At 71.5% G+C, this 14654-nt stretch carries 11 protein-coding genes; 7 read left to right on the top strand and 4 right to left on the bottom strand.

Translation table 11 applies throughout. From position 1 onward, the window contains the following. Nucleotides 1–83: 83 nt before the first annotated feature. The 3 genes from ABZS40_RS02670 (at nucleotide 84) to ppc (ending at nucleotide 4943) form a co-directional block, all read left to right on the top strand. Nucleotides 84–863 (top strand): cyclase family protein, encoded by a 780-nt coding sequence (locus tag ABZS40_RS02670; protein ID WP_354941184.1) that lies wholly within the window; start codon nucleotides 84–86, stop codon nucleotides 861–863. Between the two features lie 111 nt (nucleotides 864–974). After that, nucleotides 975–2027: a hypothetical protein gene (locus ABZS40_RS02665; protein WP_354941181.1), complete on the top strand. Its 1053-nt coding sequence runs from the start codon at nucleotides 975–977 to the stop codon at nucleotides 2025–2027. Between the two features lie 129 nt (nucleotides 2028–2156). Continuing rightward, entirely contained in the window at nucleotides 2157–4943 is a 2787-nt protein-coding gene (gene ppc, locus ABZS40_RS02660; protein ID WP_354941178.1) for a phosphoenolpyruvate carboxylase, read from the top strand. A gap of 67 nt (nucleotides 4944–5010) precedes the next feature. Here the strand turns inward: ppc and ABZS40_RS02655 are convergent, their stop codons facing one another. After that, the gene (locus ABZS40_RS02655) at nucleotides 5011–5859 is read right to left on the bottom strand and encodes a hypothetical protein (protein ID WP_354941175.1); all 849 of its coding nucleotides are present in this window, start codon (nucleotides 5857–5859) and stop codon (nucleotides 5011–5013) included. Nucleotides 5860–5913: 54 nt separating this feature from the next. Between ABZS40_RS02655 and ABZS40_RS02650 the strand changes: the two genes are divergently transcribed. Further along, nucleotides 5914–7086, top strand: coding sequence for a DNA recombination protein RmuC (locus tag ABZS40_RS02650; protein WP_354941172.1), 1173 nt, complete (start codon nucleotides 5914–5916; stop codon nucleotides 7084–7086). Between the two features lie 137 nt (nucleotides 7087–7223). Continuing rightward, a complete protein-coding gene (locus ABZS40_RS02645) occupies nucleotides 7224–10520 on the top strand; it encodes a S8 family serine peptidase (protein ID WP_354941169.1) in 3297 nt (1098 codons plus the stop codon). A gap of 71 nt (nucleotides 10521–10591) precedes the next feature. Here the strand turns inward: ABZS40_RS02645 and ABZS40_RS02640 are convergent, their stop codons facing one another. Together ABZS40_RS02640 and ABZS40_RS02635 are read right to left on the bottom strand one after the other, a co-directional pair. Next, nucleotides 10592–11026 carry a hypothetical protein gene (locus ABZS40_RS02640; RefSeq protein ID WP_354941166.1) on the bottom strand — a complete coding sequence of 145 codons (435 nt, stop codon included), beginning with the start codon at nucleotides 11024–11026 and terminating at the stop codon, nucleotides 10592–10594. Between the two features lie 41 nt (nucleotides 11027–11067). Further along, the gene (locus ABZS40_RS02635; RefSeq protein WP_354941163.1) at nucleotides 11068–12054 is read right to left on the bottom strand and encodes a 4-hydroxy-3-methylbut-2-enyl diphosphate reductase; all 987 of its coding nucleotides are present in this window, start codon (nucleotides 12052–12054) and stop codon (nucleotides 11068–11070) included. Nucleotides 12055–12208: 154 nt separating this feature from the next. Between ABZS40_RS02635 and xseA the strand changes: the two genes are divergently transcribed. Together xseA and ABZS40_RS02625 are read left to right on the top strand one after the other, a co-directional pair. Next, entirely contained in the window at nucleotides 12209–13450 is a 1242-nt protein-coding gene (gene xseA / locus ABZS40_RS02630) for an exodeoxyribonuclease VII large subunit (protein WP_354941160.1), read from the top strand. 45 nt (nucleotides 13451–13495) lie between these two features. Beyond that, entirely contained in the window at nucleotides 13496–13717 is a 222-nt protein-coding gene (locus tag ABZS40_RS02625; RefSeq protein ID WP_354941157.1) for an exodeoxyribonuclease VII small subunit, read from the top strand. A gap of 43 nt (nucleotides 13718–13760) precedes the next feature. On the opposite strand, the gene ABZS40_RS02620 is transcribed toward ABZS40_RS02625, so the two are convergent. Continuing rightward, nucleotides 13761–14606, bottom strand: coding sequence for a hypothetical protein (locus tag ABZS40_RS02620; protein WP_354941154.1), 846 nt, complete (start codon nucleotides 14604–14606; stop codon nucleotides 13761–13763). Nucleotides 14607–14654 lie beyond the last annotated feature (48 nt).

Raw genomic sequence — 14654 nt, 5'->3', positions numbered from 1 at the left:
ATCTTGAGCGATCTCGCCGGGGTCGAGCCCGGCCGCTGCCAGGGGATCTTGACCGCCGCCGGCAGTCGTGGTCGGGTTTCGGTATGGGTGAGCAGTGGCGGGCACAGTTCGACGCGGAGGTGAGCTTCGCCAACGGCGGCAGGCTGCGTACCGAGGGGTTCCGGCTGGACATTCCCGGCCGGGAGATCACCGACGACGACCTGGCGGCGTTGTTCGTCCGACACCTCGGGCTGCTGATGGTCGCCGACGTACGGATCAGCGCCACAACGATCATCGAGGAGCCCCACAAGGGCGGCCGGGGTGTCGCTGTCGACGGCACCGAGTTCCAGGTGGCCCGGATCGACATGATCGCCAACACCGGCACGTACCTGGACACGCCCGCCCACCGCTGGTCCGGCCGGAACGACCTGACCGGGGTGTCGCTGGACCGTCTCGCCGACCTACCGGGAGTGGTGGTCCGGGTGCCGACCGGCATCCGCGCTGTGGACCGGCTGATGCTGGCCCCGTACGAGGTGGCCGGCCGGGCGGTGCTGCTGCACACCGGGTGGGATACGCACTTCGGCACCCAGCGGTACGGCGCGCCGGAAGCGCCGTACCTGACCGGGGACGCCGCCCAGGCGCTGGCCGACGCGGGGGCGACCCTGGTCGGCATCGACTCGATCAACATCGACGACATGAGCCCGACGGCCGCCGGCGTACGCCCCGCGCACAGCACGCTGCTCGCCGCCGGCATCCCGATCGTCGAGCACCTGACCGGCCTGGACGCGTTGCCGCCGAGCGGGTTCCGGTTCACCGCGGCCCCGCCGATGGTGGCCGGCATGGGCACCTTTCCGGTTCGCGCCTTCGCCGTCGTCGACGCCTGACGTCATCCGCGACGCCGTCGACGCACGGCCGGCCTTCGTAGCGATCCCCGCCAGCCGCCCGGCCGACTGGTTCCGCCCGGCCATCCACAAAACGGACCATAGGCTGGCAACGTGGACAAAGAATCGCTCGGCACAGCTCGCGACTGGGCGCCCCGCAGCATCGGACTGCTCCTCGGCACCCTCGCGCTGGCCACGGCGTTCATCGCGGCCTACGTCGGCGCGTTGCACCAGCCCACACCCCGCGACCTGCCGATCGGCGTCGTCTCCGGCGACCAACGCGCCCAGGCGACGCTCGACGCCGTGCGCGGCCAGACCACAGTCCTCAAACCCGTTGGGTACGACGACCCGGCCGCCGCCGAGCACGGACTGCTCAGCCGCGCGGTGTACGCCGTCCTCAGCACCGGAGGAGACAACGGCCTCCTCCTGACCGTGGCGAGCGCCTCCGGCCCCTCCGCCACCAGCGCGATCAAGGAGGTCCTCGGCACCGCCACCGGCCGCACCGGCACCCCGTTGCAGATCGTCGACAAGGTGCCGGTCACCCCGGCCGACCCGCGCGGGGTGGTGCCCTTCTACCTGAACGTCGGGTACGTGCTCGGCGGCTACCTCGCCTCGACAGTGCTCGGGATATCCGCCGGCACCACCCCCCGTACGGCGCGACGCGCCGGACTGCGCATCGCCGCCCTGGCGGTCTACAGCGTGCTGCTCGGCATCGCCGGCGCGGTGGTGGTCGGACCCGTCCTGGACATCTGGCACCACGACGTACCGACGATCGCCGCCATCGGCGCGCTGGCCGTCTTCGCCGCCGCCATGTTCGCCGGCGCCGTCCAGGGCTGGCTCGGTGTCGCGGGCACCGCGCTGGTCATCCTGCTGCTGGTGGTGCTCGGCAACCCGGGCTCCGGCGGCATCTACGCGCCCGAGTTCCTGCCCGGGGTGCTGCGCGGCATGCACCGCTGGAACATCCCCGGGCTCGCCAACGACCTGACCAAGGCCGCTGTGTACTTCGACTGGCGGTCGGCCGGCTGGCCGGCTGCCGCGCTCGGGATCTGGACCGTGCTCGGAGGGCTCGGGTTGGTCAGCGCGAGTCTGGTCCGGGGTCGCCGGGCCGCACCCTCCAGCCCCGGAACGACCCACCCCGGCCCCTCGCCGGACCGCGACGGTGGTTGAGATCACCCCGGAAAACACCCTCCCGGGAGCAGTGGATCACCAGGGGGCCCTCCAGACACCCCCTGCGCGTGGATACCATCCAGTAAGTCGGACAGCGCTGTCCTTCGTATCCACGCAAGGGAGCGCATCGTGACCGACCAGCACGACCATGACGGCCCCGACGCCGCACTGCGCGCCGACATTCGCCGACTCGGCACCCTGCTCGGCCAGACCCTGGCCCGCCAGGAGGGTCGCCCGCTGCTCGACCTCGTCGAGGAGATCCGCGCCCAGGTCCGCTCCGACGCCCCGGCGGCCGCCCAGCGCCTCGGCGGGCTCGACGTCACCACCGGCACCAAGCTGGCCCGTGCCTTCTCCACCTACTTCCACCTGGCCAACATCACCGAGCAGGTGCACCGGGCGCGAGATCTGCGCCGCCGCCGCGCGGTGCAGGGCGGCTGGCTGGACCAGGCCGCCAAGATGATCGCCGAGCGCGGGGTGCCGGCCGAGGAGATCGCCAACGCGGCCCGCCGCCTGGCGGTGCGACCGGTCTTCACCGCGCACCCGACCGAGGCGGCCCGTCGCTCGATCCTGTCCAAGCTGCGCGCGATCGCCGACGAGTTGGACACCGAGACCGCCAACGCCATCCTCTACGGCGCCAGCGACGAGGGCCCGGCCAACCGCCGGCTGGCCGAGTTGCTGGACCTGATGTGGCAGACCGACGAGCTGCGGCTCGACCGGCCGGACCCGACCGACGAGGCCCGCAACGCGATCTACTACCTGCGCGACCTGTACGCCGAAGCCGCACCGCAGGTGCTCGACGACCTGGCCGACACGTTGCGCACGCTCGGCGTGGAGACCTCACCGACGGCCCGGCCGCTGAGCTTCGGCACCTGGATCGGCGGCGACCGCGACGGCAACCCGTTCGTCACCCCGGCGGTCACCCGCGAGGTGCTGACCATCCAGCACGAGCACGGCATCGCGGCCACCGAGAAGGCGATGGGCCACCTGATCAACGAGGTCTCGGTGTCCCGCCGACTGCGCGGGGTGTCCCTGGACCTCTCCGCCAGCCTCGCCGCCGACCTGGACGCGCTGCCCGAGGTGGCGCAGCGCTTCCGCCGGGTCAACGCGGAGGAGCCGTACCGGCTCAAGGCGCGCTGCGTGAAGGCCAAGCTCGCCAACACCCGGCTGAGGTTGCGCCAGGGCACCGCGCACGTACCCGGCCGCGACTACCAGGGCTCCGCCGAGCTGATCGCCGACCTGGACCTGCTGCGCGCCTCGCTGGCCCGCAACTCCGGGCAGCTCACCGCGGTCGGCCGGCTGGCCTCCACCATCCGTACGGTCTCCGCGTTCGGCCTGCACCTGGCCACCATGGACGTCCGGGAGCACGCCGAGGCGCACCACGCGGTGCTCGCGCAGCTCTACGAGGCGGTCGGCGAGGTCTCCGACTACCCGGCGCTGACCCGGCTGGAACGCACCAAGTTGCTCGCCGACGAGCTGACCGGCCGCCGTCCGCTCTCCACCGTCGACACCGCGCTCACCGAGCCGTCCCGCAAGACGTTCGACGTGTTCAGCACCATCCGGGAGGCCCAGGACCGGTTCGGCGCGGAGGTGATCGAGTCGTACATCATCTCGATGACCATGGGCGTCGACGACGTGCTGGCCGCCGTGGTGCTGGCCCGCGAGGCCGGCCTGGTGGACGTGCACAGCGGGCGGGCCCGGGTCGGGTTCGTGCCGCTCCTGGAGACCCCGGCCGAGCTGAACGCCGGCGGCGAACTCCTCGACGAGCTGCTGTCGCTGCCCGCGTACCGGGCGCTGGTGACGGCCCGGGGTGACGTGCAGGAGGTCATGCTCGGCTACTCCGACTCGAACAAGGAAGCGGGGATCACCACCAGCCAGTGGTCGATCCACCGCGCGCAGCGCGCGCTGCGCGACGTGGCCGCCCGGCACGGTGTGCACCTGCGGCTCTTCCACGGCCGGGGCGGCACCGTCGGGCGCGGCGGCGGCCCGACACACGAGGCGATCCTGGCGCAGCCGTACGGCACCATGGACGGCGCGATCAAGGTGACCGAGCAGGGTGAGGTGATCTCCGACAAGTACACCCTGCCCTCGCTGGCCCGGGAGAACCTGGAGCTCACCCTCGCCGCGGTGCTCCAGGCGACCCTGCTGCACACCGCACCCCGGCAGCCGGCCGAGATGTTGGAGCGCTGGGACGCGACGATGGACGTGGTCTCCGAGTCGGCGTTCCGGTCCTACCGGTCGCTCGTCGAGGACCCGGACCTGCCCGCGTACTTCTGGGCGTCCACCCCGACCGAGCTGCTCGGCGCGCTGAACATCGGCTCCCGGCCGGCGAAGCGCCCGAACACCGGTGCCGGGCTGTCCGGGCTGCGGGCCATCCCGTGGGTCTTCGGCTGGACGCAGACCCGGCAGATCGTGCCGGGCTGGTTCGGCGTCGGCTCCGGGCTGGCCGCCGCCCGCGAGGCGGGGTTGGCGGACGTGCTGGCCGAGATGCACCGCAACTGGCACTTCTTCCGCACGTTCCTGTCGAACGTCGAGATGATGCTGACCAAGACCGACCTGAGCATCGCCCGCCGGTACGTCGAGACGCTGGTGCCGGAGAAGCTGCACCCGATCTTCGAGCAGATCGAGCAGGAGTACGAGTTGACCAAGCGGGAGGTGCTGGCGGTGACCGCCGCACCGGCCCTGCTGGAGAACTCGCCGGTGCTCCAGCGCACCCTGGCCGTCCGCGACACCTACCTGGAGCCGCTGCACCATCTCCAGGTGGCGCTGCTGCGGCAGTACCGGGAGTCGGGCGCCGCCGGGCGGGCGATCGCCACCGCCCCGGGCGGCCGACGCGCGCCGAGCGACGGCACCGCCCTGGAACGCGCGCTGCTCACCACTGTGAACGGCATCGCCGCCGGGATGCGCAACACCGGCTGATCAACACCTACGAGAACGGGCCCCGGTCGCTGTGACCGGGGCCCGTCTCCGTACGTCTGAACGACTGTCAGAAGTCGCCGCCGCCGAAGTCCCCACCCCCGAAGTCGCCGCCGCCGAAGCCGCCACCACCGAAGTCGCCGCCGCCGAAGCCGCCACCACCGAAGTCCCCACCGGCGTAGTCGCCGCCGCCGACGTCCCCACCCTGGTCGCCGCCGCCGAAGTCGCCGCCCTGGTCACCGCCGTCGCCGCCCTGGTCGACACCGTCACCGAAGCCCTCCTGGTAGCCGGCGTCGTAGCCGTACCCCGGGTCGGCGAAGGCGGGCGAGAAGAGCGCGTCGGCGATCAGGATGCCGCCGAGCACACCGGCGCCGGCACCCAGCGCCGTCTTCCACCAGGGCGTCGAATACCAGCCGGCGGGCACCGGTCGACCCTGATACCGCCCACCGGGGTAGTAGTAGGGCGTTTCCCGGCCGGGTTGCGGCCCGGCCCGGAAGGTCTGCCCCTGCACATCGACCTCACGCTCCCTGGTGAGCTGCCCCACGCCGCGGGCGGCGGCCAGGGTCGGCACCTCGGGACCCGGGTCGATGCCCAGCGCCGTGCGCGCCGCCCGGATGTACGCCAGACCCTCCAGCGCGGTCTCCCGGGCCAGCCCGAACTGGTGCGGCGTCGACGCCTGCTCCAGCTGGGAGCCCGCCGCGTTGTACCGCTCACCGGCGTCGGCCAGCGCCTGACGTACCGCTGGTTCCTCGCCGTGCAGGTTCATCAACTGGCCGCCGAGGCGCTCGTACCACCGCTGCGCCTCCGCGCGGGCGTCGCCGAGCTCGGTGCGCCGACGGGCACCGGCCTGAGCGCGGATGAGCGCGGCGGCGCCGAGCGCACCGACCAGCACGACGGCGAGGCAGAGCACAAGTTCCATGTCATCGAACGTACCCCCGCCTCGCACGTCGTATCCGTCTGGCAAGCTCCGGTGATGGACGTCTCGACACTGCTCCTGGTGATCGTGTGCCTCGGCGCCGGCGGGGCGGTGGGCTGGCTCGCGGCCCGGTCCCGGTCGGCGGTCGACATCGCCCGCCTGGATGCCACCCTGGCCGCCACCCGGGAGGGCGAGGGTCGGCTGGAGCAGTCCATGCGGGCGTTGAGCTACGAGGCGACCGCGCAGTCCCAGGAGGCGGTGGCCCGGGCGGTCGCGCCGCTGCACGACACCCTGCGCCGCTACGAGCAGCGGGTGGCTGAGCTGGAGCACGACCGCGTCGACGCGTACGCCGAGCTGCGTGAGCAGGTCCGCTCGATGAACGCGGTCTCCGGTGAGCTGCGCACCGAGACCAAGCAGTTGGTGGCGGCGCTGCGCGCACCGCAGGTGCGGGGCCGCTGGGGCGAGCACCAGCTGCGCCGGATCGTCGAGGCTGCCGGCATGCTGGAGCACTGCGACTTCTCCGAGCAGGTCACCGCCGCCACCGACCAGCAGGTCGTCCGACCGGATCTGGTGGTCCGCCTGCACGGTGGTCGCTCGGTGGTGGTGGACGCCAAGGCCCCGTTCGACGCGTACCTGACAGCCATGGAGGCCCGCGACGAGCGCGGCCGGGACACCCACCTCGACGCGCACGCGCGGCATCTGCGCGGGCACGTCGACGCCCTGGCCGCCAAGTCGTACTGGTCGGCGTTCGACAACTCACCTGAGTTCGTGGTGCTGTTCGTCCCCGCCGACCCGTTCCTCGACGTCGCGCTCCAGCGCGACCCGACGCTGCTGGAGCACGCCTTCACCCGCAACGTGGTGCTCGCCACGCCGGCCACGCTGGTCGCCCTGCTCCGCACTGTCGCCTACTCCTGGCGGCAGGAGGCACTGGCCCGCAACGCGCTCGCCGTGCACACCCTCGCTCGCGAGCTGTACGGCCGGCTGTCCACCCTGGGCGACCACGTGGGCAAGCTCGGGTCCTCGCTGGCCGGTGCGGTGACCGCCTACAACCGGGCGGTCGGCTCACTGGAGGCCCGGGTGTTGGTCAGCGCTCGCAAGCTCGCCGAGTTGGGCGTCTCGGACGACGAGTTGGCCACGCCGGCCCAGGTCGAGCTGACGCCCCGGCAGCCACAGGCGCCCGAGCTGGCCGATCCGGCCGACGAGGTCTCGGCCCGCCAGCCGTCTATGTGACAGTGCGTATGCCTGCATGTCACGAAGTGGTCACAAGGGACTGACCAGTAGTGACAGTGCTCATCGACACCCCGAAAGATTCTGCTCACCCGAGCGCCCTTCTCTGAGGGGCCCTGTTCTCTGGAGGTAAAGAGAACGTGAGCAGACTCCGAAACCTGAGCCGGCGCACCTCAGCCGCGCTCTTCGCGTCGGTCCTGGCGGCGAGCGCCATGACGACCATGGGTGGTGCCGCCACCGCGGCCGCCGCTCCCGCCACCACACCGGACGCTTCACCGGCCACCGCCGCCGAGACGCTGGGCGCCCACGACGCCAAACTGCTCAGCGAGGCCCGCGCCAAGAAGGCACCGACCGTCACGTTGATCGTCGCCACCGAGAAGGGCGAGGCAGGGGACGTCGCCGACAGCCTCACCAAGCTCGGCGGCACCGTCAGCCAGCGGCAGGAACGGGTCGGCTTCGTGCTGGCCAAGGTTCCGACCGACCGGGTCCTCAAGGCGGCACGCCTGCCCGGCGTCTCGGCCGTCGACCTGGACGAGGTCATCCAACTGCCGGACCCGGCCCCGGAACGCACCCCCGCCGGCACCGCCGGCGCGAAGCAGGCCGCCGTCGCAGCGCCGGGCGAGACCACCCCGGCCGACAACCCCTACATGCCGACGAACGAGACCGGCGCGGTGGCGTTCACCGCGGCCCACCCCGCGTGGGACGGCCGGGGCGTCACGATCGGCATCATGGACTCCGGTGTGGACCTGGCCCACCCGGCGTTGCAGCAGACCACCACCGGCGAGCGCAAGATCGTCGACTGGGTCACCGCGACCGATCCATTGGAAGACGGAAGCTGGCTGCGGATGAGGGATGCGGTCAACGGTCCGTCCTTCGCGATCGAAGGCGGCACCTGGACCGCGCCGGCAGGCGCCTACCGGTTTGCTCTATTCCGCGAGTCGATCACCACAAACAGCGATGCCCGCGGTGACGTCAACCGCGACGGCGACCGGACCGACACCTGGGGTGTGCTCTTCGACCCGGCTACCAACAACATCCGGGTGGACGCCAACCAGAACCTCAACTTCACCGACGACCCGGTCATGCGGCCGTACAAGGAGAAGTACGACATCGGCTACTTCGGCACCGACAACCCGGCCACGCCGGTCGCCGAGCGGCAGCCCTTCGTCGTCGAGTTCCGCAAGAACGTGAACACCACGCCGATCGGGCTGCCGGGCACCTACGACTACGTCAACATCGGCATCGTCGAGAGCACCCACGGCACCCACGTCGCCGGCATCACCGCCGCCAACGACATGCTCGGCAACGGTGCCTTCGACGGTGCCGCGCCCGGCGCCAAGCTGGTCTCCGCCCGCGCCTGCTCGTGGGGCGGCGGCTGCACCGCTGCGGCCCTCACCACCGGCATGATCGACCTGGTTGCCAACCGTGGCGTCGACATCGTCAACATGTCGATCGGTGGCCTTCCGGGCCTCAACGACGGCAACAACGCGCGGACGAACCTCTACAACGAACTGATCGAGACGTACGGCGTGCAGTTGGTCATCTCGGCCGGCAACTCCGGCCCGGGTCTCAACACCGTCGGCGACCCGTCCGTCGCCAGCAACGTGATCAGCGTCGCCGCCAACATCAGCAAGGACACCTGGCTGTCCAACTACGGCTCGGTCGTCAAGAAGAAGAACGCCCTGTTCAACTTCTCCTCCCGTGGCCCGCGAGAGGACGGCGGCTTCAAGCCGAACATCGCCGCCCCCGGCTCGGCCATCTCCACCGCACCGACCTGGCAGCTCGGCGCGCCGGTCCCCGAGGCCGGATACGCGCTGCCCCCGGGTTACGCGATGCTGAACGGCACCTCGATGGCGTCTCCGCAGACCGCCGGCGCCGGCGCGTTGCTGCTGTCGGCCGCCAAGGCCACTGACCGGGGCGTCAGCCCGGCGGCGTTGCGGCGGGCGCTCTTCAGCTCCGCCAAGCCGATCGCGGACGTGCCGACGTACGCGCAGGGCTACGGCATGGTGAACGTTCCGGGCGCCTGGCAGCTGCTGCGCCAGGGCGTCGAAACCCGGTCGTACGTCTCCGACGCGCCGGTCTGCAGCCCCCTCGCGGAGCAGCTGACCATCTGGAACGGTGTGAAGTTCGTGCCGAACCCGGGTCGGGGCACCGGCGTCTACAACCGCTGCACCTCGGCCGAGGGTGGCCACAAGGTCGGCCAGAGCAAGACCTACCCGGTCAAGCTGACCCGCACCAGCGGCCCGGCCGGCACCATCAAGCACGACATCACGCTCCAGGGCAACGACGGCACCTTCAAGGCGCCGAAGACCGTCGCGTTGCCGCTCAACAAGGCCGTCACCATCAGCGTTACCGCCAAGCCGGCCACCGAGGGCGCGCACGGCGCGATCGTGCGGATCGACGACCCGGCCACCAACGTGGTCGACTTCGAGGTGTCCACAGTGGTGGTGGCCTCCAACGACGTGAAGAAGCCCACCTTCTCGTACGCCAACGAGGGCTCGGTCGACCGGAACGGCTTCACGTCGTACTTCGTCACCGTCCCGGAGGGCGCCAAGGCCCTCCAGGTGAACCTCTCCGGGATCGCCACCGGTTCGCAGACCCGCTTCATCGCGATCAACCCGTTGGGTGTGCCGGTGGAGGCCACCACCAGCACCGTCTGCTACACCAACTTCTCCGACGTCAACGTCTGCAAGCCGCAGGAGCGTGACTACCAGAACCCGCTTCCCGGGGTCTGGGAGATCGAGGTGGAGTCGCGGCGGACGTCCCCGGCGCTGAACAACCCGTTCAAGCTCCAGGCGCGGGTGCAGGGTCTGACGGTCGAGCCGGCGCTGGTCGAGCTGCCCAGTGTCGAGGCCGGCGAGCCGACCCCGGTGAGCTGGAACGTCACCAACGCCTTCGGCCCGGTCTCGGTCAGCGGCCGCAGTGGCGCGCTCACCGGTGTGCGTACCGAGCGTCCGACCATCACCGAGGGCGGCCCCAATCAGGAGTGGACCGTCGAGATTCCGGCGGGCACGTCGACGTTCACCGCCCGGATCGGCAACCCCGCCAACGCGGGCGCCGACCTGGACCTGTTCGTCTATCGGGGCGCCACCGAGGTCGGTCGGGCCGCCGACGGCGACTCGGAGGAGGCGGTCACGCTGACCAACCCGCCCGCCGGCACCTACCGCGTCGTGGTGGAGCCGTACGGGGTCGACGGGCCGGGGACCAGCACCGCCTACGACTACTACGACGCGTTCGCGTCCGCCTCGCTGGGCACGATCACCGCTCCGACCGTCGCGGTGCCGCTGATGCACGGCGAGTCGGCCACCATCACCGGCACGGTGACCGCCGTGGCCGTTCCGGCCGACGGGCGTCAGCTCTCCGGTGAACTGGCGATCGTCACCACCGAGGGTGCGATCGTGGGTCGCGGCAACGTGACCATCGGTGCCGTGAACTGATCCGCTCTTAACACCGGCGGGAGCCCGTCCCCACGTTCGGGGGCGGGCTCCCGCGTGTCAGGCGTGAGTGGTCAGGACCGGTGGGCGGCCGTGACGACGAACGGGGTGCCCTGCTGGCAGGTGGTCATCATGCCGGGCTCCACCCGACCGGTGACCTCGACCCGCGCGCCCGGCGTCAGCACGTCACGCGGGCCGCCGAGCAGCAGGTAACCGTCGAGCAGTACGCAGCCGGGCTCCACGCCGCCCTGGAGGGTGCCGCTCAGGGTGGTGGCCCCGACGCCCGGCGGCGTGCTCGGGCCGCCCGGCTTCGGAGTCTTCACCCCGGACGGCGCGGAGGGGGTGCCGGTCGTCGGCGGGGCGGTCGGGTCGGGCGTGGGCTGGCTGGTCACCGGCTGCGCTCCCGTCGGTGTGGGGGTGGGTGTGCCGCCCCCGACACCCTGGCCGCCGCAGGCGCTCAGCGCCACGCAGACGGCCAGCGCGGGAACGGCGAGCCGAAGAGTCCTCATGCCGAATCTGACGTACGCCGACCCGGGTTCGTTCCCACGCCTCAGCCGCGCGCCGCGGCGGCCTTCATGTCCCGCCTCAGCTCCTGCGGAAGCGAGAACGTGAGCCGCTCGTTGGCGGTGGTGATCTCTTCGACGTCGGCGAAGCCGCGGGCGGCGAGGTGGACCAGCACCTCCTGGACCAGGTCGTCCGGGACGCTCGCACCCGAGGTCAGGCCGACCGTGGTGGCCCCCTCCAGCCAGGCGTCGTCGATCTCGTGCGCGAAGTCGACCAGGTGACCGGCGCGGGCGCCGGCGTCCAGGGCGACCTCGACCAGGCGGACCGAGTTGGAGGAGTTCGTCGAGCCGACCACGATCACCACGTCACAGTCGGCGGCGATCTCCTTGACCACGTGCTGCCGGTTGGAGGTGGCGTAGCAGATGTCGTCGCTGGGCGGGGACTGCAACAGCGGCAGCCGCTGCTTGAGCCGGGCCACCGTCTCCAGCGTCTCGTCGACCGAGAGCGTGGTCTGGGAGAGCCAGACCACCTTCTCCGGATCACGTACGGTGATCTTGTCGGCGCCGTCCGGGCCGTCCACCAGCTGGATGTGCGCGGGAGCCTCACCGGCGGTGCCGATGACCTCTTCGTGCCCCTCGTGGCCGATGAGCAGGATGTCGTAGTCCTCGGCCGCGAAGCGCCGCGCCTCGTGGTGCACCTTGGTGACCAGCGGACAGGTCGCGTCGATCGCCTTCAGCGAACGCGCCTTGGCCTGCTCGTAGACCTCCGGCGCCACACCGTGCGCGGAGAAGATGACGGTGGCGCCCTCGGGCACCTCCTCGTTCTCTTCCACGAAGATCGCGCCCTGGGCCTCCAGGGTCCGCACCACGTGCTTGTTGTGCACGATCTGCTTGCGCACGTAGATCGGGGCGCCGTAGAGCTTCAGCGCCTCCTCCACGGTCTGCACCGCGCGGTCGACACCCGCGCAGTAGCCGCGGGGCTTGGCCAGGAGCACGCGCTTGCCGGTCCGGTGAGTCGCCTGAGCCTCAGTCACCACCCCATCGTACGTGCCACCCCTCCACCCGCCACCGCCCCGCAACCCACCACTCGCCGCGTTGATCATGAAGTTATTGCCGCGACACGCCGGCACGGAGGGCAATAACTTCATGATCGACGGGCCAGGTGGGGGTGGTCCGTAGGGTGGGCGGGTGAGCGAGGGTGGGCGGGTGGGTAGCGGCGGGGGCGGCGGGGGTAGTAGCGCTGAGGAGCCTTGGCCGGTACGGGTGGTCAGCCAGAAGGTGGGGGCCTGGATCGCCAAGCTGGGCTGGGTGTGGGTGGACGGGCAGGTGGCGCAGATCAGCCGCCGCCCCGGAGCCAGCACTGTCTTCCTCACCCTGCGTGACCCGTCGGCCGACCTGAGCCTGACCGTCACCACCAACCGGGACGTCCTGGACGCCGGTGCGCCGGAGCTCCGTGAGGGCGCCCGTGTGGTGCTGCACGCCAAGCCGGAGTTCTACGCCGCCCGGGGCACGCTGAGCCTGCGGGCCGACGAGATTCGCCAGGTGGGGCTCGGGGAGCTGCTGGCCCGACTGGAGAAACTCAAGAAACTGCTCGCCGCCGAAGGGCTGTTCGACCGCGCCCGCAAGCGTCGACTGCCGTTCCTGCCCGGCCGGATCGGGCTCATCACCGGTCGCGCGTCGGCGGCGGAGCGGGACGTCCTGACCAATGCCCGTCGGCGCTGGCCGGCGGTGGAGTTCCGGACGGTCAACGTGGCCGTGCAGGGCCCGTCCGCGGTGCCACAGATCATCGACGCGCTCAAGGTGCTGGACGCCGACCCGAGCATCGACGTGATCATCATCGCCCGGGGTGGCGGCGGCATCGAGGACCTGCTGCCCTTCTCCGACGAGGCGCTCTGCCGGGCGGTGTTCGGCTGTCGTACCCCGGTGGTCAGCGCGATCGGCCACGAGGCGGACGCGCCACTGATCGACTACGTCGCCGACGTCCGCGCCTCCACCCCGACCGACGCGGCGAAGCGGGTCGTCCCCGACCTCACCGAGGAGGTACGCCTCATCGGGCAGGCCCGACACCGTCTCGAACGGGCGGTGCGCAACCTGGTCGACCGGGAGACGCACCGGCTCGACGGGCTGCGTTCCCGGCCGGTGCTGGCCCGACCCCAGGTGATGGTGGAGCATCGGGCGACCGAGCTGACCGCGTTGCGTCAGCGGGCCGGCCGCTGCCTGGAGCACCGGCTCGCCGCCGCCGAGGATGACCTGCGGCACACCCTCGCGCGGTTGCGCGCCCTCTCCCCCGCCGCCACCCTCGACCGGGGGTACGCGATCGTGCAGCGCGCGGACGGCCACGTGGTCCGCGCGGCGGCGGAGGTCGGCAAGGGCGACCCGCTGCGGGTACGACTGGCCGACGGTGAGCTGGCCGCCACCGTCGATGGCTGAGTGGCGACGCGGCGCGGTGGGGAGTGGTGTGCTGAGATGAACGCGATGACTGACGACACGAAGGCCGGGCCGGACCAACGGCTCAGTTACGAGCAGGCCCGCGCCGAGCTGGCCTCGGTGGTGGAGCGGCTGGAGGCCGGCGGCACGTCCCTGGAGGAGTCGCTGGCGCTCTGGGAGCGCGGTGAGGCGCTGGCGGTGATCTGTCAACGCTGGCTGGATGGTGCGCGGGCGCGGATCGACGCCGCCCGGCAGGAGCCCGCTTCCTGACCAACCGAGGGTGGGGCAGCCGAAGCCGCCCCACCCGGGTACGTCAGTTGAACAGGCTGTACAGCTCGGCCGGCGCCTCGACGACCTGGGCCGCCGGCGGCTTCTGCGCTGCGGTGGCGGCACCGTAGTCGGAGTAGGTCATCTTGATCTCCTGGGCGGCAGTCTGCCCGGCGGCCGGCAACTGCAGCACCAGCTCGCTGAGCCGGCCCTGCGGGTCCACCTTCGCGGTGAACGGGACGGTCTTCGCCTGGGTGCCCAGCGCGGCGATCGTGGCGGCGTTCAGCGAGCCCGCCTCGGCGGCCTTGGTGACGTCGATGGTGCCGGCGTACGCGCCGGTGCCGGTGCTGCGGACCTCGGTGATGCCCTGGGTGAGCACCGCGCTACCGGCAGGGTCGACCTTCTCGAAGTCGAAGCCGAGGTTGCGGTTGCCCTTGATCCGGTTCTGGTCGAGGTGCTGGTACTTGCCGAGGTTGAGCTGCTTGATGGCGGGCAGGCTGTCGGCGGTGGGGCCGGTCAGCTCCAGCTTGACCCAGCTGTCCGGCTTGTAGTGGACCACGTCGAGCTTCATCGCCAGGTCGGACGAGGGGCCACCGATCGAGATCTTCATCGCCGCGCTCTGGCTCGGCTGGTGCACCAGCCCTTCCGCCGTCGAGCTGGCGCCGGCCAGGGTGAACCGGAAGTTCCCGTTGCTGATCTCCTTGGTGGAGTCGAGCAGGGCCTGCTTGGCGTCGCCCGCCACCGGGGCTCCGGACGGGCTCGCCGTGCCGGACGCGCTCACCGTCGGGGACGGCGTCGATCCGGTGGTGCCGGTTCCGCTGGCGCAGGCGGCCAGTGCGGGCGTGATCAGAGCGGCGGCTACCAGGCCGGCGCCGAGTCGTCGAACAGTCATACGTGTCTCCCAAGGGGGTCACCCGACGACCTGGACGGCGCCGGAAAC

It is taken from the genome of Micromonospora sp. NPDC005324, from assembly GCF_040607155.1.
In the GTDB taxonomy this organism is placed as follows: Bacteria; Actinomycetota; Actinomycetes; order Mycobacteriales; family Micromonosporaceae; genus Micromonospora; species Micromonospora trifolii.
Note: the sequence above shows the minus strand (reverse complement) of the source record. Positions and strands in the feature narration are given on the sequence as shown.